We start from the raw sequence: 25,880 nt of genomic DNA on the forward strand, positions 1-25,880 counted from the left end.
CTGTAGGCCTGGCAGATCTCAGCCCAAGGCGTAGGCCTGGCAGATCTCAGCCCAAGGCGTGAGCCTTGGGTTAAGGAAACGTCTCTCCCCTTCTTAGCCCTGTAAGGGCGGCACCCTAACTTCTTCTGTCACTAGGTATCGCCCTTACAGGGCTCTAAAGACGGGAGGTGGCCCTATTTAAACCCAAGGCTTACGCCTTGGGCTATGCTCTGTCGCCCTTACAGGGCTTTGGCAGTTCGCGAACCGCCCCGAGGCCGTTATCCGCTCACCGTTAAATCATCATTTAGCACAATGTTTATTACAAATCGAATCCGATATCGCTACGGAAATATTTCTTGTCGAAGTCGATGATTTTGGCACCGGCGAAGGATTTGGCAAGGGCTTCCTCCTTGTTGGCACCGTATGAGCTGACGGCGATGACACGGCCACCGTTAGTGAGGATCTGTCCGTCGGCTGCTTTTGTGCCGGCATGGAAAACGATGTTTTCTGCCGGGACTTTATCCAAGCCGCTGATCACTTTGCCCTTTTCGTATGCTTCGGGGTAACCGCCGCTGACCAGCATAACGGTTACAGCTGCACGCGGGTCATGCGTCAGTGTGCGGCTTCCTAAGTTGCCTTCCGCAACGCCTTCCAGCAGTTCGACCAGGTCGCTCTGGATGCGGAGCATCACGACTTCCGTTTCCGGATCACCCATGCGGCAGTTATATTCGATCACCATCGGCTCGTTCTTTACATTGATCAGGCCGAGGAAAATGAAACCTTTATAATCGATATTCTCCGCTTTTAGTCCTTCGATGGTCGGGCGGATAATGCGCTCGTCCACCTTCTGCATAAACACATCATCTGCAAAAGGAACAGGGGAAACAGCTCCCATACCACCTGTATTCAGGCCAGTATTGCCTTCTCCGATCCGTTTGTAGTCTTTGGCAACCGGAAGTACCTTATAGTACTTGCCGTCTGTCATGACAAACACAGAGCATTCGATACCGTCCAGAAACTCTTCGATGACAACTGTTTTGCTGGCATCGCCGAACATTCCGCCCAGCATGTCGCCCAACTCTTTCTTCGCCTCTTCCAATGTATCGAGAATCAACACACCTTTGCCGGCTGCCAGTCCGTCTGCTTTCAGCACATAAGGAGCTTGCAGTTCTTCGAGGAAAGCGTAGCCTTCTGCTAAATTATCTGCCGAGATACTCTTATAGCGGGCAGTCGGGATGTGATGGCGCATCATGAAAGCTTGGCAAAATCCTTGCTGCCTTCTAACTGTGCACCCTCTTTAGACGGGCCGATAACGGGAATAGCAGCCAGGGCGGAGTCGTTCTTGAAGAAGTCGTAAACCCCTTTCACCAATGGGTCTTCCGGCCCTACCACTACCATATTGATATTGTTTGCCAAAGCAAACTCCTTGATAGCAGGGAAATCGTCTGCCTTGATATTCACATTCGTGCCTGCCAATGCTGTTCCGGCATTACCGGGAGCAATGAATAACTTGTCCACTTTCGGGCTTTGAGCAATCTTCCAGGCTATTGCGTGTTCGCGGCCGCCTGAGCCAAGTAATAAGATGTTCATATTTCTTAATTCTTAATTTTCAATTTTTCAGGTAATCGTCGAAGTACCGTGTTATCTTCTCATACAGATGCGGGCGGTCTTTGCCGATCACATTGTGCAGGTGGCGGGGATAGACGAAGTAATCCGGATAGGTGTCTGCATCCACACAGGCTTTCAGGAAGCCGAGGCTGTGTTGCCAAACGACTACCGGATCGATATCTCCGTGGATCAACAACAGATGTCCTTTGAGGTTGCCGGCTTTCAGTTTGAGGTTGGCATTCTTATATCCTTCCGGATTGTCCTGCGGACGATCCATATAGCGTTCACCGTACATGATTTCGTAATTGCTCCAGTCGATGACCGGGCCGCCGGCAACGCCTACCTTAAACAGTTCCGGATAAGAACACATCAGGTTCGTTGTCATAAAGCCGCCATAGCTCCATCCGTGTACGCCTATCCGGTCGGCATCCACGTATGGAAGGGACTTCAGGAAGCCGACACCTTTCACCTGGTCCGCCATTTCGTTTACACCTAAGTTCCGGTGGATCACACTTTCAAAAGCATGTCCGCGATTGGCTGATCCGCGGCTGTCGAGCGTAAAGATCACATATCCGCGTTGTGCCATATAGATATCCCATCCGCCTACACCGTTCTTCCATCCGCCTGTCACCAACTGGGCGTGCGGACCTCCGTAGACATAGACGATAGTGGGGTATTTCTTAGTTTCATCCAGTCCGACGGGTTTAACCAGGCGATAGTTCAAGTCAGTCACGCCGTCTGCCGCCTTGATCGTACCTGTGACGATTTCCGGCATGGCATAGCCCTCGTAGGGGTCTTTTGCCGTCAGTAACGTCCGCAGGGTTTCTCTCTTTTGCCCGTCGATAATCGAAATCTCACGTGGAATAGCGGGAGCGGAATAATTATCGATCAGATATTTACCGGAAGCGCTGAGCTGCGTATTGTGCACACCCTGCAAACCACCCGAAGTCAGTTCGTAAGATGTCCCCTTTTTCAAATCTAACCGTGACGTTCCGACATATAAAGCATCGCCATAGCTGAAGGAACTGAGCCGTGCCGGTTTGGTGGAAGAGAAATACAAGGCTTTTCCTTTTGCATCGAAGCCTAATACATCCTTTACGACCCATTCGCCTTTCGTCAACTGTTTCAGCAGTTTGCCATCCGTATTATATAGATACAGGTGGTTATATCCGTCGCGTTCGCTCTGCCAGATAAACTGGTCCGGGTTGTTAGGAAGGAAGAGAACCGGATGTTGCGGTTCCACGTAGTGTTCATCCGTTTCGGTGAACAGGTCGGCTTCCTTTTCCCCTGTCAGGGCGGAATAGCGTACCAGATGCATCTCGTTCTGTTCCCGGTTCAGTTCGGCGATATAGATGCTTTTCTCGTCCGGACTCCAGGCTATATTAGTCAGGTATTTCTCTTTCGGCAATCCCGTTTTCAGCCAGACGGTCTTTTTTGTTTCCAAGTTATAGACGCCGACAGTCACTTCATGGCTTTTCATGCCGGCCATCGGGTACTTATGCGGTTCAGCCGTTGCGCAACGGGTTGTAATATTAACAAACGGATAATCCGTAACCATGCTTTCGTCCATCCGGTAGAAAGCTAAAGCCGAACCGCCGGGCGACCAGAAAGTCCCCTTATGGATACCGAACTCGTTCTGGTGGACAGACTTTCCGCAAACGATACCATCCGCCGTTTCATCCGTAACAATCCCGACAGTGTTGTCGGGCGAAAGAATCCGCAGGTTATTCCCTTCCGTAAAAGCCAGGTAGCCGTTAGCCGGGCAGAAATCATAATCCGCCCATGACGCATCCAACTTATAAGTATTCAGAATCTTGTTTTCCGCAAAATTATAATGGTAACGATGGCGTTTGGCATTGAATGCAAGCACGGGCTGATCCGGATAGGGAACCGAGAAATAAGGCATACTTCCCACTGTCTGCTGTCCGGCTGCCGTAAGTGCATCGTTCAGTTGCTGGCGGGTGAAAGCCACTTTTTCGTTCTTGGTCGATTCGCCGCTCATCATGCTGTCGCCCTTGACATACAGATAAGTATCTCCGCACCATTGCAACTGTTTCAGGCTGCGGGGCACAAAACGGCTCTGCGTTTTTCCTCCCGGTATCAGGTCTTGCAAGGTGAATTGCTTATCTTGTCCCATCATCGACAGCGGATTTGTAAGTGCTAAGGCACAACATATTGCTAAATATTTAATCATCGAGATCATCGTCATCTCTTCTTTTAAATGGTTTCTTGAATGATTGGTTTCCGAACTTCTTATCTCCGAATTTCCTGTCACCAAACTTCTTATCCCCGAACTTTTTGTCACCGAATTTCTTTTTGTCCCCAAAGACTTCGTCGTCTTTGAAACGTTTCTTGACAGGGCGTTTGGCAACGAAATCCTTGCGTGCCGGACGGCCATCCGCCCGATCATCGCCAAAATAACGCTTGCCCGGTACAAACGGTGCGCGTTCGCTGTCATCCTCGGCATGTGCCGCTGCAAAACGGCGGTCGGGGCGGTCCAACCGGTCAGTCTTGAAGTTCGGACGGGAAGGACGGTCTGATGAGCGATCGGAAGGACGATCCGGACGGCGTTCGAAAGAGTGTTTGCCGGCAACATCCGGGCGTTCGAAACCTGACGGACGCGCTTCGCCTTCTTCGTTCAACGCTTTTTTATAGTCCTTGTTCTTTCCTTCAAATATGTCGTAGCAACGGTATTCGCATTCCAGCGAACCGTTCATCAGCTTCATCTTTTCGCTCGGTTTCAAGCCGATCTTATCGAAACATTCGTCTTTGTAGCTCAGTATCCATACCTTATATCCCGTAAACACATGTTTGATCCGTTCGCCGATCATATTATACAGTCCTAACAGGTCACGGCTTGAAATACGTTCGCCGTAAGGCGGGTTCGTCACCATGATACCCGGATTCGGTGCTTCGGCGCATTGCTGGAACGGTTGGACTTTCAGGTCGATATATTTCATCAGGCCGGCACTGCGGATGTTCTTTTCGGCAATCTCGATTGCTGCCGGGCTGATATCCGCACCGTAACATTTGAATGTAAATTCCCGTTCCTGGCTTTCGTCGTTGTAGATACGGTCGAACAGTTCCTGGTCGAAGTCGATCCATTTTTCGAAAGCGAACTCCTTGCGGTGCACACCCGGAGCGATGTTCAGCGCAATCATGGCAGCCTCGATCAGCAACGTACCGGAACCGCACATCGGATCGACGAAGTTGGATTCTCCCTTCCACCCTGTTTTCAGGATCATGCCGGCAGCTAATACTTCGTTCAGCGGGGCTTCCGTCTGGTCTACACGATAGCCGCGTTTATGCAGACTCTCGCCCGAACTGTCGATAGACAGCGTACAGTCGTTGTGCGAGATATGGATATTGATATACAGATCCGGATTATTCACACGGACGGAAGGACGCTTTTGTTCCTTTTCCATGAAATAATCCACGATAGCATCTTTCGTACGATAGGCAACAAACTTGGAGTGGTTGAAGTCTTCCGAGTAGATAACCGAGTCGATGGCGAATGTCTTGTCCAGCGATATGTAGTTTTCCCATTTCACCTTCTTCACCTCTTTGTACACGGTATCGGCGTCTTTAGCTTTAAAGTGATAGATCGGCTTCAGGATACGAAGCGCCGTGCGGCAACAGAAGTTAGCTTTGTAAAGCACTTCCTTATCTCCGGTAAAGGACACCATCCGGCGGCCAATCTGTATGTCGTTGGCACCTAAAGATAATAATTCGCCGGCCAGTATTTCTTCCAACCCGTAAAGGGTCTTGGCCACCATTTCAAAAGTCTCGCTCATTTTAAGTTGAAAGTTAACAATGATTGCTCATCGTTTATTAGTAATTCTATTTTAATTATTAGTTATTTTCTGTTCGTTCACTCCGCTGACTGTCAACTGGCATTTGTCGATCGTCAGCTGGCTGACAGTCGCTCCTGCCGGGACATCTTCGGTGATCCAGACGTTTCCGCAGATTGTCGCTCCCTCGCCGATACAAATCCGTCCCAGCAAAGTGGCATTTGAATAGACCGTGACATGATCGCCTAAAACCGGATGGCGGGAGACGCCGCGTATCGCATTCCCGTTCTCGTCAGGCGGCAGTTTCTCTCCTGCCAGGCTGACTCCCTGGAAGATACGGACGTGGTTGCCGATCACGCTGGTTTCGCCGATAACAGTGCCTGTGCCATGATCGATGGAGAAATAATGCCCGATCTGTGCTCCCGGATGGATATCGATACCCGTCTCCGAATGCGCCATTTCAGTAATCATGCGGGGGATGAAAGGGACGCCGAGCCGGTACAGCTGGTGTGCAATACGATAGTTGCAGATAGCCCGGAAACCGGGATAGCAAAAGATGACCTCGTTGATGTTTTGTGCGGCTGGATCGCCGTTAAAGGCTGCTTCGGCATCGGTTGCCAACAGGCTGCGCATTTCAGGAAGTGACTGGATAAAAGCTTCCGAGAGCTTTTCCGCTTCGGTGAATATCTTTTCTTCCGGGCAAGTCGTGCAATTGGTATCGGCAAAGCAAAGCCCGGCATAAATCTGTTTGGAAAGCAAGGTATGCAATGTCCCGATGTTTACACCGGTATGGAAGCGGATCGTCTGCTTGCTGATACGTGCATTCCCGTAGTAACCGGGGAAAAGGATTGCCCGGCATAGATCGATAATCTCTTCCAGTACTTCACCTGAGGGCAACGCTTCTTCATCGCGATAGGCATGAAACAGTTGCTGGTAAGATCCCTCATCCGAGAGCATCTCAACTGTATCATTCAATACCTTGCTATGCTTTTGCAATCCCATTATTCAGCAATAATCATATTTGGCAACAAAAGTACTAATTAATTCTCAATTTATCATGCGGTGCCCCGAATTCCTTGCAGCTCACCTCATCCAGTTCGACAATCCATATCTTTACATTCTTCACGGCCGGGTCAGAGTATCGGAATTCTTTATCCGAATACTGTTTCATAATGATATCCAGCGCTTCCGTCTTTTTATCGAAATCTTCTTCAAAACGAACTTTACCCCAGCTGATCACGCTCTTGGAACGCATCCGGTAGCTGCAAGCCACTTCGGGATGTTGGAAGACCAGGTCATGATCGGTACTGAACGTAATGCATACGCGCGGATTCCGCTCCAGGATAGAGATACTCCGTCCTTCCTGTGCCGAATGCAGGTATATAACACCATCGCGATAGCCGAAGTTCATTGGCAATACATAAGGCGTTCCATCCGTATCGGCCAACCCTACATAGCAAATATCACATTTCTTAATGATCGCTTCGATCAACTCTTTGTCAGTATGTACTAATGTTCTCATCTTTTATTTCCGTTTTTCTGTCTACAAACATACAAGTTTTTATCGTTTCCATCAATTCTTTCCGGTTTATTCGTGAACCGCCCCTGCGAGGCTTGGTTGTTTCATATTTGGCAAGTTTTGAACCTCCTGCAACCCCGAAGATTACAATAACCCCCTGTTTCGGGCGTTTTTCTATTTCGTCCGAAATTTTGATCCATTTTGGATTGACTCTTTTCACGGTTTTAGGCTGATCGGATGACAATAGAAAAAATGAGGTGCGCAGTCCGTCTCGGAAGGCGTACAATTTGATTACCGAAAGGCGGAAACGCCTACAAAGTGATAAACCTTAACTTCCGGAGAATCGAATATTTGAAAATAAAACGGACGGCGTTCCGAATATCCCAAGGAAATTCAGGTGCTTTTTTGCCCTCATGACGGTCCTCTTTCCAATTACGACCGTCCAAATCGCCATTACGACCGTGCTAATCTTCGCGAGGTGCCGAGTGCACTACACATTAGCACGGTCGCGGTGGCAAAGAGGACGGTCGTAATGGCGGAAAACGCTCAAAAAAGGAGAAAAAGTCCCTTTTTGAGGTCAAAAAATCGGATTAACATTTGTTTGGTTTCGGATGCCTTTCGAGCCTGAAAAATGCGTTTTATACAATAAGCCTCCTACGGTATTGGCATCGGAACCGACTATTTCTATCACGGGCAGAACCATATCGTGCTCGTCTCCCGCTTGCTGTACGGTATGATTGCTTTCTTATAGGCATATTTAATCCTGTGAATGAAAAGTGTGACGTTTGCCGGATAAACAAAAGAACCTTATCTTTGTAAGATTTAAGTAAAAGATATGTCCGAAGGTCGCCAGCTAATAGTTACAATCAATAATCATCCCGTTTTCGGGGCGCTCCTTGTCCCGTATCTGGCGAAAGAGGTTTCGCCGGGTGTGCTCGAGGCGGAAGAAAAAGCAACTTTCACGCAGGAAAGCAGCCTCTCTGCGGCGGAGAAAAAGATCATTTCCCTGGCCCAGTGTTACGAGGAAAAGAATCTGATGAAGAACTATTCGAAGGAACGCACGATCAATGCTTTCCTGGCGAAATTATCCGATCCTTCCCGGATGGCTCCGGTACGGACTTATATCGACCGGAAGCAACGGGAAATTATCGAATTGCTCCGGGCGTCGGTCATTCCTTTGTATATAAGGGAAACAGCCACAAAACTCCTCTACGAGCATCACCGGGTCTTTGTGTCCGACAGCCTCGCAGAGGCCTTTTTCCGGTTTGAGCTGGATGAGCGGGTGTTCCGCTATTCCGTCAATTGCGAAATGGAGGACCGCCTGGTCACTTTGCAGAAAAAGAAACCGGTTCTTGTCTTATGCTCCCGTCCGGCTATCCTGGTTTTGGGGCGCGATCTGCTTGTTTTCAAACGGATCGAGATGCCGCGATTGAACCCTTTTCTGGAAAAGACCTTTGTGGAAGTGCCGGCTTCCGAAACCCGCAGGTATTTGGAGAAGATCGTATTGCCGACGATGGTGCGCTATCTGGTGAGTGCTTCGGGGTTCGATATGGTGGTGGAGTATCGCCCGTGTGTGGCCGAGCTGTCGGTGACACCTTCCGTTCTGGACCGCCCGCTTTTGCAACTGCGTTTCTGTTATGGCGATAAATATTTTTCTCCGGGGGAAGAGATGCAACGTTGTTATCCCCGCTTGGAAGAAGAAGAGGGGAAGCCGGTTATCCGTTATTTTAAGCGGAACCGGCATAAAGAGCAGGACTGTGTCGACCGGCTGTCCGGTTATGGTTTTACGCAGGTCGGAGATATGCAGTTTACCGCTTCCGGCTGTGTTTCGGAGTATGCGCTTGTCGAATGGCTCCATGAACACAGAGAAGAGCTGGAGTCTTATTTTGCATTGGACATTTCCGGTTCGGTCAATACCTATTATGTGGGAGATATCCTTCTGAAACAAGATATAGCGGATATGCCCGACTGGTTTGAGATACGCATAACCGTGCAGATCGGAGAGTTTACTTTTCCGTTTGTCCGTTTCCGGAAACATATTATGGAAGGAGACCGTTTGTTTAAATTGCCTGACGGGAAAATAGCCTTGTTGCCGGAAGAGTGGTTTGAGAAATACGGCGATCTTTTCAGCTTTAGCAGCGAACAGGAAGAGAAGCTGCGTGTCCGGAAGATGCATCTCGGACTGGTTGACGGCTTACGGGAAAATACCGGTCCGGCTGTTTCGCGGGAATATGTGAAAAGAGAAGATATTCCGGTCCCGCCGCGTATCCGCGCCGCGCTCCGTCCTTATCAGCGGGAAGGTTTTACATGGATGGCTCATTTGGCGGCGAATGGTTTTGGTGGTTGCCTGGCAGACGATATGGGATTGGGCAAGACTTTACAGACGATCACTTTGCTGCAACATCTGTATGATCCGTCGGCCCCTGAAGTGCACCAAGTGGTGAAAACAGCGCTTCCCCCGGTTTCCATAGCTGATAAATTCGGGCAGTTTTCCCTTTTTGGGGATGAGGGAGATGAGGTGCAATCCGATTTTCCGGTCCGTACGGCTGTGCCGGAAAAAGTACAGGCTTCGTTGGTTGTGGTGCCTGCTTCCCTGCTTCCGAACTGGAAGAGGGAGATACAGCGCTTTAGCTCGTTGCGGGTGTATGAGTATGCCGGTGAGCAGCGGAGCCGGGAGCTGTGGAAGAAGTTCGACCGCTATCCGGTTGTGCTGACGACCTACGGCCTTTTGCGGCGGGATATTGAATTGCTTGAAAATTATACCTTTAAATATGTGATACTGGATGAAAGCCAGAACATCAAGAACCCCGATTCGGTGTCTTATCATGCCGTTATCCGTCTGAAATGCGATAACCGGCTGGTGTTGACCGGCACTCCGATCGAAAATTCGCTGAAGGACTTGTGGGCGCAGTTCAACTTCATTAATCCCGGGCTATTGGGAACATTGACTGATTTCAGGAATCGTTTTGTCAACCCGATCGTAAAAGAAGGCAACGAGCGTGCGCGGCAGCGGTTGCAACAGTTGATATCTCCGTTTTTCCTGCGCCGCACCAAAGAGCAGGTTGCTCCCGAGCTGCCTGCATTGATGGAAGAGGTGGTCTATTGCGATATGCCGGAAGAGCAGCAAGAACTTTATAAGAAAGAGAAAAACACCTTGCGTAATTCCTTGCTTGAGGAATGGCATAAAAACAAGATTATTGCCCTGAACGGTATCACCCGCCTTCGCCAGCTTGCCAACCATCCCGGTATGATCTTGCCGGAATACACCGGAAGTTCCGGGAAGATGGAGCAGGTATTGGAGGCCTATGAAACGCTGTTGAGCGAGGGGCATAAGGTTTTGATATTCTCATCGTTTGTCACGCATCTGAAATTGTTTGCCGCCGAGTTTGAGGCACGTGGCTGGAAATATGCCCTGCTGACCGGAAGCACTGTCGACCGGGAAAGCGAGATTGCCCGTTTCTCCCGCGACCGCGAAGTTTCCGCTTTCTTCATTTCCCTGAAAGCCGGTGGTGTGGGACTTAACCTGACGGAGGCCGATTATGTGTTCATCCTGGACCCCTGGTGGAACCCGGCAGCCGAGATGCAGGCCGAAAGCCGTGCACATCGTATCGGACAGCAAAAACAGGTATTCGTCTACCGCTTCATCACTTCCGGCACGATAGAAGAGAAAATCCGTCAGCTGCAAGAACGCAAAAGCGCCCTGTCCGACCGCTTCATCACCGAAAACGACCCGTTGGAACAGTTGACGGACGAGGAGTGGAAGGAGTTGATATAGGAAAAAGTATGAAACAATATTATCTGGATATAATGTAAATATCACTATCTTTGCGTATATCATCGCATGGTATAGTGAAGGAGATACGAGAAGATTATTTTATCCAGTTTGTGCAAATAATATGAAAAAGCTACTACTTTTCTTGTGTTTTTTATTTATTCGCCAGGCCATCTATCCGGTCTATTTTAAGCATCTCGGCATGAGTGACGGCTTGTCTCAGGTTTCCGTTATGTCTATTTATCAGGATCAGTTGGGGCGAATGTGGTTTGGAACACGTGAGGGTGTTAGCATCTATGACGGGGAGCGGATGCGGGTGTATAAGGGTTGGGAGAATTTAGATCCGGAAAGCTCTATAAATGTTTTGCTTGGACACGAATGCGATCATCTTGTAGGTAACAGGCAGGGGGATATATTCTTTAGGGCATGTGATTCTTTGGTAAGATATGATATCCGGGAAGAGAAGTTTTATGTGGTTGGGAGTTATAAAGCCAAAACGGTAACTTCTTCAGACGGGGATGTATGGACAGGCTATGGAAATATGATATGCCGATATGATGACAAAGGAGATAGCTTACAGCTTTGCATAAAAGAAAATATTCCGGATATTTCCTGTCTCCAGATTGCAAAAAAGAAGATTTGGATAGGTACGTATGAAGGATTATATGTAATTGAGGAGGGGAAAAAGGTTCGTTGCCTGATAGATGGGCCGGAGTTCTATCGTTTATTTGAAAGTTCTACGGGAGAGATATGGGCCGGTTGCCGTACCGGAGGGCTGTATAGGATAACACCGGATGAGAAAATAACTTGGTATTCGGATACAAATCCGGCGCCTTATCATGTGGAGAGCAGTCAGATAAGGGGTTTTGCCGAAGACCGGTTTGGCAATATCTGGTTCGGTACGTTCATGGGATTGCATAAATATAATCCCTATACGGATCAGTTTACAGTATATCAACGGGACCATTTGCCGGGTAGTTTGTCACATTCTTCCGTATTTTCGGTCTTTATAGATGCGCAGGAGACAATATGGGTGGGCACTTATTATGGAGGTGTAAACTATTTCAATCCGGAGAGGGAAATATTTGCTCATTATACAGATAATCCTTTACGGAAAGAATGCCTGAATTATTCATTTGTCGGGCATTTAGCTGAAGATAAAGATGGAAATATCTGGATATGTACGGAAGGGGGAGGTCTGAATTTTATGGATCGTAAAACACGGACTTTCAAATATTTCACAGCCGGTCATCCTAATTCCGTATTACAGAATAATTTGAAAAGTATTGCATACGATGAAAAGCGGCACCGGCTGTATATCGGGACACATCATGGAGGGCTTTCCAGATATGATATAAAAACCGGTCTTTTTCATAATTACCTGAATGATTATGAAGAAGGAGATATGAAACCGGACGGCATTATTTTCCATACGATGATTCATAACGATAAACTGTATGTAAGTGCGATGAACGGGACGTTTGTGATGGATCTCGATACGGATAAATTCAAATGGTTATGCAGGAATGCCCAAAGTTTTACAATTGATAAAGAAGAAAATATATGGATTCTGATTGGTACGTCACTTATCTGCATGGAGCTGGCAAATCCTGATAATCAGAAAAATTATGCTCTTCCTCGATATGGTATCCAGTTTGAGCCAAAACGGATTATAACAACCCATGATGGAAATATCTATTGTGTTGTTTTGGGAGGCGGTTTATACCGGTACGACAAACAGGCTGATTCGTTTATCCATTATTCGCAAGGAAGTGGACATCTATTGAGCAATTATTGTTACAATGTTGCAGAAACAAATTCCGGAGAACTTTTGGTTACCAGTGATAAAGGGGTTACATTTCTGAATCCTTCCAACGGGAAGGCAAGGTTTGCCACATTGGGGGCAAACCTGCCTATCACTTCTATTGCGGATGGATGTGGTATTTTGGTGTGCCGGAATAATGAATTGTTTGTTGGAGGCAATGATGGGCTTACATCTTTTTACCAGGAAGATTTGGATAAGAAAGAAAAAAATTATTCTTTATATTTTTCAGAACTGTATATCCATAATAAAAGAATATATCCGGGGGCGGTTTCGGGCGACATCTTGAAAGAGGCATTTCCGTTTAGTGAGTCTATTCATCTGAATCATGGGCAAAACAACTTGATTATAAATTTTGCTACTACAAACTATATTGATATTCAGAAGAATAATGATTATCAGTATAAATTGATCGGATTTGATAAAGATTGGGTTTCTTCTTCGTCTTCGAGTATTTATTATACGAATTTGGACCCTGGGAAATATACGTTACAGGTTCGTGAAAAAAATCTGTCTCAACATTTGATGAACAGGCGTGAAATATCTTTAGATATCCGGATTGCCAGCCTTGGTATAATACGGGGTGGGCATGGGCTTTGTATGTCCTGACAACTTTTACAATTACTTATTTGACTGTACGAACTGTAAATGCACGGCGGAAGTTGGCTTTATCTCTTCAAAAAGAAAGGGAGGAAAAAGAACGTAATGAAGAACTGAATCAGGCGAAATTGCGTTTCTTTACCAACATCAGCATGAATTCAGGACTCCGCTTACGCTTATTATCAGTCAGATAGATATGCTTTTCCAAAGTTCTTCACTCCCTCCGACTTTGTATAACCGGATTATCAAAATCAGTAAAAATGCAAACCGGATGCGGAATATGATTTCCGAACTGTTGGAGTTCCGGAAGTTGGAGCAGAACTATGTTTCGTTGCATGTATGTGAACAGAACCTGATTCCTTTCTTGAAGGATATTTATCTGTCTTATTGTGAATTGTCCGTTCAACAGACAATTACATTTAATTTCAATACAGAAGAGGATGATATTCTGTTATGGTTTGATTCGAATCAATTGCAGAAAGTGTTTTATAATCTTTTATCCAACGCTTTTAAATATACGAAACCCGGGGGAGTTGTTGAGCTGTATATCTCTTCAAATGATAATGATGTTAAGATTAAAGTGATCGATACGGGTATCGGTCTTTCGGCTGAGGATGTGTCCCATATTTTTGATCGTTTCTATCAGGCGGAAAACGGAAAGCAGCTTTCCAATTCCAATCCGGGTACTGGACTCGGACTGGCGTTAAGCAAAAATATAGTCAATCTTCATCATGGAGATATTACGGTGCAAAGTCAATTAGGGTATGGAACGATTTTTACAATTACGTTATTAAAAGGAAGATCGCATTTTGAAAATGATAAAAGCACGATTCTTTTGGAAAGTGTGGAGGAGCCTGTGATAAAGGGAGAATCACTGCCGGACTCTATTTCTCCGGAAGAATATGAAGAAATAAATAATGCCTTCCCTGACTTGAAGTCTGGCTCTTATAAGGTTTTGATCGTTGAAGATAATGAGGAGTTGTTACAGATATTAAATACATTGTTTATTCCGTTTTATCAGGTAATATTAGCCCGGAACGGGAAAGAAGGGTTGCAGATGGCAAATGAAGAAAAGCCGGACCTGGTGGTCAGTGACGTTATGATGCCCCTGATGAGCGGTATGGAGATGTGTATGAAGATCAAGAATAATATCGATCTCTGCCATATTCCTGTTGTCTTGTTGACCGCTCTTGATTCGGTCGAGTATAATATAGAAGGGCTTCAGCAGGGGGCGGATGATTATATCAGTAAGCCTTTCCACGCAAAAGTTTTATTGATGCGTTGTAATAACTTGATCCGGAACCGTCTGTTGCTGAAATCCAGATTGACCAAGCAGGTCGATTTTGATGTACAGTTGTTGGCTTCTACTTCCTTGGATCAAGAGTTATTGAATCATCTCGTTGAGGTTGTTGATAAATGTATGGGAGAACCGGATTTTGATGTAAATGTTCTTGCCAGAGAGTTGAATATGGGGCGTAGTTCTTTCTTTACAAAAATCAAGAACCTTACCGGCATGACGCCAAGTGAGTTTATACAAAATCAACGTATTAAACGTGCGGCAACTTTGTTGCGGGAACGGCCGGATATGTTGGTAAGTGAAATCTCGGATCAACTTGGATTTGTCTCTACCGTATATTTCAGCCGTTGCTTTAAAGCGAAATTCGGAATTTCACCTGCCCAATTCCGGAAAAAAGACAGTTAAGAATAGGTGTTATTCGCTAAGCGTTTATATTCAAACAGTTAATTCTTCTATTTGGACTGTGTGTGCATAAGAAACGGACGCTCTGTATAGGTCTGCTTTTTTATGTCCCGCTACATTTGCCTCCAGAGATTAGCAAAATTTATTAATCTAAATCTACTATTTATGATGAATGATTTAAACATTCCTTTCTTTAGGAAAACGATGTTTGCAGGAGTAGCCACACTATTCTTGTCAACAGGAGTTACCCAGGCCAATCCGGTTAGTGCCGGGGAGGATACAGCGGAAAAACACGTGATGACGTCATCTCAGCAATCGAAAGTGACAATTACGGGAACAGTTAAAGACGTACTCGGTCCGGTAATCGGGGCGAATGTTGTGGAAAAGGGGACTACAAACGGAACGGTTACGGATATGGAAGGCCGTTTCTCTTTGCAGGTATCTCCGGATGCCATATTGACCATTTCCTATATTGGTTATGTGGATCAAACGATACCGGTGAATGGCAAGAGTGTGGTCTCGGTTTTGTTAAAAGAAGATTTCCAAGCATTGGACGAGGTGGTTGTCGTTGGATACGGAACGCAGAAAAAGGTGAATATGACCGGTTCGGTCGCTTCGGTAGACATGAGCAAAATGGTGGATAGCCGTCCGATCACATCTCTTTCTGCCGGGCTTGCTGGTATGGCGGCGGGTGTTTCTGTCACAGCCGGTAGTGGAGGTCGGCCGGGTAATGATGGTGCGACGATCCGTGTACGCGGCCAGGGAACACTGAATGATTCCAATCCGTTGGTGATCATCGACGGAGTGGAAGCCAGCATGAACAACATCAACCCGCTGGATGTTGAAAGCATCTCGGTATTGAAAGATGCGGCTTCGTCAGCCATTTATGGATCCCGTGCCGCTAACGGTGTTATTTTGATCACTACCCGTAAGGGGAAATCAGGTGAAGCAAAAATATCTTATAACGGTTACGTCACCATGCAGAAAGTGGCGCACCGTATCGACTTGGTCTCTAATTATGCCGATTATATGGAACTGTATAACGAAGGACAACTCAATAGTGATCTCCCCGCTATTTTCAGTCAAGAGAAAATCGACGAGTGGCGGGCTGCCGGTGACAGCGATCCTGTCAAATATCCGAACTCCGACTGGCAGGATGCTCTTTTCCAGACCGGATGGATGCAAAACCATACGATCAATATCAATGGAGGTTCTGACAAGATTCATTATTATATTTCCGGCAATTATATGAACAACCCGGGTGTCATGGAAAATTCTGGGTATGAACGTTACAGTGCCCGTGTCAATTTGGATGCAGAAGTCAAAGATTGGTTCACGATCGGTGTCAATGCCTATGGGATTCGGGGAAAAGAAGAGTTAGGGTTGTTGAAGACCGAATCGAATGATAATTTCTATACTTATATGCAAGCCACTACGCCAGGTATTTGTTATCAAGCGCCTGATGGCCGGTATGGTGGTGTAAATAATCCGGAAGATGACCCGCAGAGTAGCTCCAACAATGTCTTGAAGATGTTGAACGACGTCAAAGGAAATCGTACAACCAATAATATCGTTTCCCGCTTTTATGCTCAGTTGAGGCCGTTGAAGGGGCTGACGATCGAGGGGTCTTATACCTACGCTTTTTCCGACCAGTTCCTGTATCAACAGCCTGTCTTCCATGATCTGTGGAATTTGTATGACAATACGCTACAGATTGCCGGAACCGGAGTTACGAAGGTAATCAACCGTAATAATAAGACTGTTCGCAACAACATGGACGGATTGATTAAATATGAAACCAGTATCAACCGGCTGAATATCCAAGCGACAGTTGGTGCCAGCCAGGAATCCTACCGTAATAATTGGTTTGAAGCTTCCAGAGAAAAGTTGACCTCTTCGGAATTAACGGAGTTAAATGCCGCCACTGCCAACGCTACGGCAACAGGAACCTACTCCGATTGGTCTATGCGTTCATTCTTCGGGCGAATCAATCTGAACTGGAATGAGAAATATCTGTTGGAAGCCAATCTTCGTGCTGATGCCTCTTCCCGTTTTGCAAAGAAGTACCGTTGGGGCTATTTCCCCTCTTTTTCGTTAGGTTGGCGCATGGAACAGGAAGCTTTCATGAAAGATATTTCATGGCTTAACCAGTTAAAACTCCGTGCTTCATATGGTTCGTTGGGAAACAATGCTGTGGGTAATTATGACTACCAGATGTATTACCAAGCATCTAATTATGTTCTGAACGACGCTTTGCAGATCGGTATGGCACAACGCGCGCTTTCGAATGCAGCATTGACTTGGGAAACCTCTTATATCACGAATTTTGGTGTGGATTTCGCTTTATTCTCTAAATTGAGCGGGACCGTCGATGCTTTTGTCAAAAAGACCAAAGGAATTCTGATCGAATTGCCGGCGCCATTGGTACATGGTAATGCCACCGTTCCCAAATCCAACGCGGCCGAAGTCCGTAACCGGGGTGTTGAACTAAGTTTGAATTGGAATGATAAAGTTGGAGCTGTCAATTACTTCATCGGAGGAAATTTCTCATACGTCAAAAACAAAGTGACGAAATTTAAAGGAGAAGAAATGGCTCTTAATGGTACCAATATGATTCTTGAAGGAGAGCCGATCAATGTACAATATGTGCTTTCTGTAGACCGGATTGTCCAAACGAAAGAAGATATGGCAATCGTGGAAGCTATGGAAGCCAACAATCCGGATGCTTTTAAACAATACAAGAAGCCGGAATATGGAGATTTTCTATATAAAGATATCGACGGGGATGGATGTATCACGGATGACGATAAGATCAAAGTCGGAAACGGTACTAACCCGACATTCACTTTCGGCTTTAATTTCGGTGCTAACTGGAAAGGGTGGGATTTCACTTGTATCTTGCAAGGTGCTACCGGATTGAAAACCTACTGGAGCGGATTGGACGGTGCCAGCTATTGGCCGCAGGTACGCCGGGGTAACCAGATCAACAAGACTATTGCAGACGGACGCTGGTATCCGGGCCGTACGGATGCAACCTATCCGCGCCTCCTGAACTATACGGACGGCCGGAATCGCGTGGCAAGCGATTTCTGGATACAGGATAAGTCTTATTTGAGGGTGAAGAACGTTCAGTTGGGATATACGGTGCCGAAACGCCTCTCTCAAAAGCTCCTGATTGAGAACTTCCGTTTATATGTCAGTATCGACAATGCCTTAACCTTTACAGGATATAAGGGATTGGATCCTGAAGTGTCGGGAACGAAATATCCGACTATGCGATTAACGACATTTGGTTTGAACCTTACATTTTAATTAGTTGAAGACATGAAAAAGATTATAATATATTTGACTGCAACACTTTTCTCCGTTTTTACATTCACCGGTTGCTATGATTTGGAGACCTATCCGGGAGATAAGGTTAACGAAGGGACATTCTATAAAACCGATGAACATGCCCACCAGGGGTTGATGGGTATCTACGGCATGTTGCGCCTGAACGAGGCATATGGCTACCAGTTCTGTTTCGACCATTTGGGAGATATAGCCTACGGATATAACTATTATATGATGTATCTGGCGACCTATACTGACCGTGACGGAACGATTCAGGCTCATTGGCAGACCTATTATGACGGCATACATCGTGCCAACACCTTTATCCGTTCGGTAAGGGGAATGAACGGCATTATCTCCGAAGAACAGATCAATGTGTACGTGGCGGAAGCCAAGTTTCTCCGTGCGGTGTTCTATTTCACCTTAACCGACCTTTTCGGTGGTGTGCCCTATTATGACGAGTCGACCAACGTCAATGAAGAGTTTATGAACTTGAAGAGGCCGAGAAGTAGTCTTGAAGAGGTACGTGCCCATATTCTGGAGGACCTGGATGAGGCGATCCAGTATCTTCCCGTCAATCATGCTGCCAGCGAATATGGGCGTGCTACCAAAGGTGCTGCCTATGCCCTGCGTGGTAAGGTACATCTTTATGACAAGGAGTGGCAATCAGCTATCAACGATTTCGAGGAGATCGTCTATAACAAATCCGATAATTATGGGTATGCCCTCGATGACGATTATGCCCGTGTCTTCAAACTTTATAACGGAGCGAAAAGCCCGGAAACAGTCTTTTCAATCCAGAACAAGAGTGGTGTCGGTACGGAGTATGGTATGCAGATACAGGCCTTGATGGGTTGTCGTAGTGCTTACGGAAGTTGTTGGAATAATACGGTTCCCTCTACGCAATTGGTGGATATGTATGAATTCAAGGATGGCCGTCCATTCGATTGGGACGAGGTCTTCCCCGGCTATAACACTATGACACCCGATGAGCGCAAAGATCTTCTCAGCGTTGAGATGGATGGATCAGGGACTGTCGTAGGTATTCGTGAGGCAGATACCGCCAAGATACTGAGCGCTTATACTTGCCGCGATCCACGTCTGATGGCTACCGTGATTGTCCCTTATTCCCACTATATGGGGAACATTGGCCGGACAACCAATGTCGATCTGATCTTTGCCCTGGATCACAATCTGTCGGGTAATGCCAATGGTGGTACACTCCAGAACAATGCAGGTTGGGTCTCTTATCTCTATCGGAAATTCGTGACTGAAGGAGACCAGGGTGGTGCGATCAGTAATCGTCTGCATACGCCGTTCGCTTTCCCCTTGATCCGTTTTGCCGATGTCCTCTTGATGCTTTCGGAGGCTTATAATGAGGCGGGGCAGTTGGACAAAGCCGTGACCGAATTCAATAAAGTCCGTGCCCGTGTCGATATGCCGGGTTTGAACTCCGGTCCTGCGTGGATGGCTGTCAGTAACAAGGAGCAGATGGCAGAACGAATCCGTAAAGAACGCGCTGTAGAGTTTGCCGGAGAAGGACTTCGCTTCAGCGACTTGCGCCGTTGGGGATATGAGGTTGCCCGCAAAGCGCTTGATAATGTCGATGCCGTCAATATTTATGGCGAACTGATTTATACTCATCTATTTACTGAACGTGATATGCTTTGGCCTATACCAGGCGTAGAACGGGAACGGAATGAGGCGTTGACACAAAATCCGGGGTGGTAAGTTTCTTGAATCCCTTTAACTTATGTGTTTATGAGATTGATTAATTTATTGGGTTTATTTTCCCTTTTGTTCTTTTCTGCGGTGGAGGGGCAGAATCATTCTGTCCGGCAACTTGAAAAGGGGTTGCGCCAACATCCGAGGCTGCTTTTCTGCCAGCAGGAAGAACAGAAGGTCCGGGATTTGTTAGGCATGGAACCTCTATTAGACAACTTATACGTTAGTTTGATGAAAGAGGCGGAGCGTTTATTGACAGTCCCTCTCCAGGAAGATCCCCGAGAGAAAATAAAAAATACGAAAGACATATTGTCTATCAGCCGTGAACAGGTCTATCGAATGGTTAACCTGTCTTTGGCCTACAGGCTTAGTGGTGACAAACGGTTTGCTGAAAAAGCAGAGAAAGAGTTGATCAATGTTTGCAATTATAAGGACTGGGATCCTGTTCACTATCTGGATGTGGCGGAAATGACAACGGCAGTTGCCATCGGTTACGACTGGCTATATGATGTGCTGACTCCTTCGACCAGGCAGTTAGTAGTCCATTCGATTAAAACAAAAGCGTTAGACATTGTTGTAGAAGAATATAAAACCGGGAATGCTGATTCTTGGGCGAAGCGAGAAACGAACTGGAATGTCGTATGCAATACCGGAATGGTATTAGGCGCTTTGGCTATTGAAGAACAGGAGCCGGAACTGGCCAGGCATATCATCGGAGAGGCGGTAAAGTACGTTCCGAACTGCCTGAAGCATTTCGCACCGGATGGTGTTTGCTACGAGGGGCCTGCCTATTGGGGATATACGAACATGTATTTGTCCCTTTTGCTGAAAGCCTTGAATGATAATTTTGGAGAGGATTTCGGCTTGTCGGAAATGGAGGGAGTGGATAAAAGTGTCTTGTATTATATGCATAGTACGAGTCCTTCCGGTAAGATATTCAATTTTGCCAATTCCGGTAGTACGGCCCCGGCGGCAGAACCTATCTACTTTTATTTCAGTCAGGCTTTTAATCAGCCGGAAGCGGCGGCTTTTTATCGGAATGTCTTGTCGAAGACGGTACAAGGAGGAAATTATTTCAGATTTTATTTCCTTTCCATTCCCTGGTATGATACAGCCTCTTCGTCTGCAGATGTATTACCGAAGCTGAAAGTTTATAGAGGTATTAATGATATTGTCGTGTTCAACGGAGACCGGAATACGCCTAACAGCTTGTATCTGATCGCCAAGACCGGAGATCCCGATATGGCGCACCAGCAATTGGATATCGGTACTTTTATTGTGGAGACAAATGGGATCAGGTGGACGGACGATCTGGGGACCGATAATTATAGTTTACCCGGATTCTGGGATTATAAGCCGGACGGACAGCGTTGGAGCTATTTCAGAAATTCGAATTTCAGCCACAATACGTTGTCGATCGACTATAAGTTGCAAAACTCCGCCGGGATCGGCGAAATCAAAGAGCAGGACGATAAGGTAAACCAACCTTTTGTCACAATGGATATGAGCACTGCTTATGGCGGACAGAGCCGTTTTGTCTACCGGACATTCCGTATGCTCGATGATACTCGCATATTGGTTACGGACAGTGTCGGACTGGAGCGTCCGTCGCAATCTGTGCAATGGTCTGCGATTACTTCGGCGGATGTTGAATGTCAGGGGAATACGGCGATTCTCCGGAAAGACGGTAAATCTTTTTTCTTAAAGATCATTTCTCCTGCCAATGCTTCTTTTATGGCTAAAAGGGCCAAAAGAGATACGGAAGCAGAGAAACCGATAGAGGGATATACGGTTTTGTCGGCATCGGTATCGGGTAGCCCTATACAGGTAATCAAAGTTCTTCTGTCAGGAGAATAGAAGTGTAATTACATTAAAATAAAGAATATAAATATGTTGAAAACAAAGTATTTAATGGGTATGGCACTCAGTGTTACGTTGATTTCCTGTGGAGGGACAGGATGTGGATTTGTAGATGAGAATGTCGAATTTGCCCGTAAACAGATAGGAAAAGAAATCAAACTGATCGAAGCAAGCGGCAAGTTTATGAATCCGACTACGCTAAACCCTGATGGTTCCGTTTATTATTGTAATCTGGCGGACTGGCGTAGCGGTTTCTTTCCTGGCTCGGTTTGGTATTTATATGAACTGACAGGAGACAAGAGTTTATTGCCGATTGCTCGAAAGTACACGAAAGCGGTGGAAGAAGCCAAAAACATCAAATGGAATCATGATGTCGGCTTTATGATCTATTGCAGTTTTGGGAACGGTTTACGTTTGACGGGCGATCCGGACTACAAAGAGGTGATTGTTGAGGCGGCCCGTTCCTTGTCAACCCGCTTCCGGCCGGTAGCAGGGATTATCCAGTCGTGGAATGTGGATAGAGGATGGATTTCCGAACGGGGTTGGGAATGTCCGGTGATCATCGATAACATGATGAATCTGGAACTGTTGTTTGCCGCTACACGGCTATCCGGCGACTCGACTTTCTATAAAGTTGCCGTTTCTCATGCCGACCGGACGATGAAGGAACAGTATCGTCCGGATGGCAGTTGTTATCATGTGGTAGATTACAGTATGGAAGACGGTTCCGTGCGCAACCGCCATACGGCACAGGGATATGCGCATGAATCGGCTTGGAGTCGTGGGCAGGCTTGGGGAATTTACGGTCTGACACTTTGCTACCGGGAAACAGGTGACCGGAAATATCTTGATCTGGCTTTAAAAGCGATCCGCTTCATGTTTAATCATAAGAATACGCCGGAAGACCTTGTCTTCTATTGGGATATGGATGCCCCTGATATACCGGACGATTACCGGGATGCTTCGGCTGCCGCTTGTATCGCTTCTGCTTTGTATGAAATCAGTACAATGGATGTGCCCGATCCGCAGACCTATAAGACGTATGCCGACCGGATTATGAAAAGCCTCGCTTCTCCCGCCTACCGGGCTAAATTGGGTACGAACGGGAATTTCCTGTTGATGCATTGTGTTGGAAGTATTCCGCATAATGGAGAAATAGATGTTCCATTGAATTATGCCGACTATTACTTCCTGGAGGCTTTGAAGCGGAAACGGGATATCGAACAAAAGGCGTTCTGAGCCATCTTTTAATTACATCTGCAAAAACGGTTTGCCCTGCAAGTGTAGGTAGGTCCGTATGGAATGGAATTTCTCCTATTTTATTATTTCAGCAATATTTTGTATATTTACAGCCTATTATGGCTTATAAGCGATTGCTATAAGGCCCCGGGATGATGCAATGAATTTGGATAGATATATATGAGACCAGAAGATATTACTGAACAGGACGAAAGCGAAGAAATAAAAGATACGGAAGGACAACCGGCTGCTGAAGGAAATACCGATGAAACGGTGGAGGCGGAGGCAAGTCAGGAAACACATTCGGAATATAAGATACCGGGAAAGTCGGAAAGCCGCGTATCTTATCATTTATCGGGCATGTACCAGGACTGGTTCCTCGATTATGCCTCCTATGTGATCCTGGAACGTGCCGTTCCGCATATCAATGACGGATTGAAACCCGTTCAGCGACGAATCCTGCATTCCATGAAACGCTTGGACGACGGACGTTACAACAAGGTAGCGAATATCGTCGGACACACCATGCAGTTCCACCCGCATGGCGACGCCTCCATTGGCGATGCGTTGGTGCAGCTCGGACAAAAGGACCTCTTGATCGACTGCCAGGGAAACTGGGGTAATATTCTCACCGGTGACGGTGCGGCCGCTCCCCGTTACATCGAGGCACGTTTGTCGAAGTTCGCACTCGAAACGGTCTTTAATCCGAAAACAACCCTTTGGCAACTTTCTTACGACGGACGAAACAGGGAGCCGGTGACGCTTCCGGTCAAGTTCCCGCTGCTGCTGGCACAGGGTGTGGAAGGTATTGCCGTCGGTCTTTCTTCCAAAATATTACCGCATAACTTCAACGAATTGCTGGACGCTTCCATCGCTTACCTGCGGGGGGAAGAGTTTACGTTATATCCCGATTTCCAAACCGGCGGTTACATAGATGTAACGAAATACAACGACGGCGAACGGGGCGGCTCCGTAAAAGTGCGTGCCAAGATTACGAAGTTAGACAACAAGACGCTTGTTATCAGTGAAATCCCTTATGGAAAAACAACGTCTACCCTGATCGAGTCTATCCTGAAAGCGAACGATAAGGGAAAGATCAAGATCAAGAAGGTGGACGATAATACGGCCCGCAATGTCGAAATCCTGGTACATCTCGCTCCGGGCGTGTCATCCGATAAGACGATCGATGCCCTGTACGCCTTTACGGACTGCGAGATCAGTATTTCGCCGAACTGCTGTGTCATCATGGACAACAAGCCGCACTTCCTCACGGTAAGCGACGTGCTGAAACATTCGACGGACGACACGCTGCATCTGCTTCGTACCGAATTGGAAATCCAGAAAGGCGAACTGGAAGAATCGCTCTTCTTCGCCTCCCTTGAAAAGATATTCATCGAAGAACGTATCTATAAGGATAAGGAGTTTGAAGAGTCGAAAGATATGGATGAGGCAGTCGTCCACATCGACAAACGGCTCGAACCGTTCAAGCCGCAGTTCATCCGCGAGGTGACCCGCGACGATATCCTGAAACTGATGGAGATCAAGATGGGGCGTATCCTGAAGTTCAACACGGACAAATGTAATGCGACCATCGCCCAGTATAAGGAAGAGATTGCGAAGATCGAAGACCGTCTGGCGCATATCGTGGATTATACGGTCGACTGGTTCATGATGCTGAAAGAAAAGTACGGAAAGAACTATCCGCGTATGACCGAAGTGCGCAACTTCGATACGATCGAAGCAACCAAAGTGGTGGAAGCCAACGAGAAACTTTATATCAACCGCGCCGAAGGCTTTATCGGGACAAGTCTCAAGAAAGACGAATATGTCTGCAACTGTTCCGATATCGACGATATCATCCTTTTCTACCGCAACGGAACCTACAAGATCGTGCGGGTGAGCGAAAAGATGTTTATCGGGAAAGACCTGCTCTACCTGAATGTCTTCAAGCGGAATGATAACCGGACGATATACAACGTGATCTATCGCGACGGAATCTACCGAGACGGACAAATCGGTTGCAACTATATCAAGCGTTTTGCCGTAACAGGTGTGACGCGTGACAGGGAATACGATATAACAAAGGGAACGAAAGAGTCCCGTATCCTGTATTTCAGTGCCAATGCCAATGGTGAGGCCGAGACGGTGAAGGTTATCCTGAAACCGAAACCCCGCCAGAGATTGCTGGTGTTCGAAAAGGATTTCAGTGAGGTGGTCATTAAGGGGCGCGGCTCGATTGGGAATATCCTGACGAGAGCCGAGATACATAAGATCAGTCTGAAGCAGAAAGGCAGCTCTACGCTGGGTGGCCGTATGTCTGGTTCGACCGGGATGTGCTGCGGTTGAACTACGACGGAAGAGGCGAGGAACTGGGTGAATTCCAGAGTGACGACCTGATCTTAGTGATTCTCCCGAACGGTGATTTCTATACGACAAACTTCGAGTTAAGCAATCATTACGAGGCTAATATCTTGAATATCGAAAAGTTTGATGCCAATAAAATCTGGACGGCTGCTCTTTACGATGCCGATCAGAAATACTTCTACCTGAAACGTTTCCAGCTTGAGGCCGGAAGCCGTAAGCAGAATTTCTTAGGTGAAAATCCGAAAAGCCGCTTGGTGTTGCTGACCGACGAGGCCTATCCGCGTATCGAAGTGGTATTCGGCGGACACGACTCTTTCCGTGAACCGCTGGTATTGGATGCGGAAGAGTTTATCGCCGTGAAAGGATTCAAAGCCAAAGGAAAACGCCTCTCGACCTTCGACATCGAGACGATCAACGAACTCGATCCTGTCCGTTTTGCCCCCGTAGCGCAACCGCAACAGGAAAAGAACGAAGGCGATGACGATACGGATCTTGATCCTGATGCCGATAAAAGCAATTCGGATATCATCGATGAGATTACCGGACAAATGAAACTTTTTGATGAATAG

At 46.8% G+C, this 25,880-nt stretch carries 11 protein-coding genes and 3 pseudogenes; 9 read left to right on the forward strand and 5 right to left on the reverse strand.

Annotated elements, in window-relative coordinates; genetic code table 11:
* Positions 1–298: 298 nt before the first annotated feature.
* The 5 genes and pseudogenes from purD to DW083_RS15785 form a co-directional block, all read right to left on the reverse strand.
* Positions 299–1,569, reverse strand: a pseudogene (gene purD, locus DW083_RS15765) (phosphoribosylamine--glycine ligase).
* 19 nt (positions 1,570–1,588) lie between these two features.
* Entirely contained in the window at positions 1,589–3,781 is a 2,193-nt protein-coding gene (locus DW083_RS15770) for a DPP IV N-terminal domain-containing protein (protein WP_370039264.1), read from the reverse strand.
* Positions 3,774–5,381, reverse strand: coding sequence for a class I SAM-dependent RNA methyltransferase (locus DW083_RS15775; protein WP_122333020.1), 1,608 nt, complete (start codon positions 5,379–5,381; stop codon positions 3,774–3,776). Before DW083_RS15775 ends, DW083_RS15770 begins: the two co-directional genes overlap by 8 nt.
* Positions 5,382–5,432: 51 nt before the next feature.
* Positions 5,433–6,380 carry a serine O-acetyltransferase gene (locus DW083_RS15780; protein ID WP_122333021.1) on the reverse strand — a complete coding sequence of 316 codons (948 nt, stop codon included), beginning with the start codon at positions 6,378–6,380 and terminating at the stop codon, positions 5,433–5,435.
* Positions 6,381–6,414: 34 nt separating this feature from the next.
* Positions 6,415–6,900, reverse strand: a complete 486-nt coding sequence (locus DW083_RS15785; protein WP_115498562.1) for a pyridoxamine 5'-phosphate oxidase family protein — start codon at positions 6,898–6,900, stop codon at positions 6,415–6,417.
* Between the two features lie 832 nt (positions 6,901–7,732).
* On the opposite strand from DW083_RS15785, the gene DW083_RS15795 reads away from it, so the two are divergent.
* The 9 genes and pseudogenes from DW083_RS15795 to DW083_RS15825 all read left to right on the forward strand — a co-directional run bounded on the left by DW083_RS15795 (position 7,733) and on the right by DW083_RS15825 (position 25,880).
* Entirely contained in the window at positions 7,733–10,672 is a 2,940-nt protein-coding gene (locus tag DW083_RS15795; protein ID WP_122333023.1) for a DEAD/DEAH box helicase, read from the forward strand.
* A gap of 121 nt (positions 10,673–10,793) precedes the next feature.
* On the forward strand, positions 10,794–13,100 hold the full coding sequence (locus DW083_RS23010) for a two-component regulator propeller domain-containing protein (protein WP_233552239.1): 2,307 nt from the start codon (positions 10,794–10,796) through the stop codon (positions 13,098–13,100).
* A 187-nt stretch (positions 13,101–13,287) separates the two neighbouring features.
* Positions 13,288–13,350: pseudogene (locus tag DW083_RS23015) on the forward strand (hypothetical protein); the annotation flags it as partial.
* Positions 13,351–13,362: 12 nt separating this feature from the next.
* Positions 13,363–14,793 (forward strand): ATP-binding protein, encoded by a 1,431-nt coding sequence (locus tag DW083_RS23020; RefSeq protein WP_233552242.1) that lies wholly within the window; start codon positions 13,363–13,365, stop codon positions 14,791–14,793.
* 162 nt (positions 14,794–14,955) lie between these two features.
* A complete protein-coding gene (locus DW083_RS15805; protein WP_115498524.1) occupies positions 14,956–18,102 on the forward strand; it encodes a TonB-dependent receptor in 3,147 nt (1,048 codons plus the stop codon).
* 12 nt (positions 18,103–18,114) lie between these two features.
* Complete coding sequence (locus DW083_RS15810; RefSeq protein ID WP_122333024.1) at positions 18,115–19,854, forward strand: RagB/SusD family nutrient uptake outer membrane protein; 1,740 nt, start codon at positions 18,115–18,117, stop codon at positions 19,852–19,854.
* Positions 19,855–19,884: 30 nt separating this feature from the next.
* Positions 19,885–21,705, forward strand: coding sequence for a heparinase II/III family protein (locus DW083_RS15815; RefSeq protein WP_122333025.1), 1,821 nt, complete (start codon positions 19,885–19,887; stop codon positions 21,703–21,705).
* A 33-nt stretch (positions 21,706–21,738) separates the two neighbouring features.
* Entirely contained in the window at positions 21,739–22,947 is a 1,209-nt protein-coding gene (locus tag DW083_RS15820) for a glycoside hydrolase family 88 protein (protein ID WP_122333026.1), read from the forward strand.
* Positions 22,948–23,127: 180 nt separating this feature from the next.
* Positions 23,128–25,880, forward strand: a pseudogene (locus DW083_RS15825) (DNA gyrase/topoisomerase IV subunit A).

Origin of the sequence: Parabacteroides sp. AF48-14, from assembly GCF_003477465.1 — a bacterium.
Classification (GTDB): Bacteria; Bacteroidota; Bacteroidia; order Bacteroidales; family Tannerellaceae; genus Parabacteroides; species Parabacteroides acidifaciens.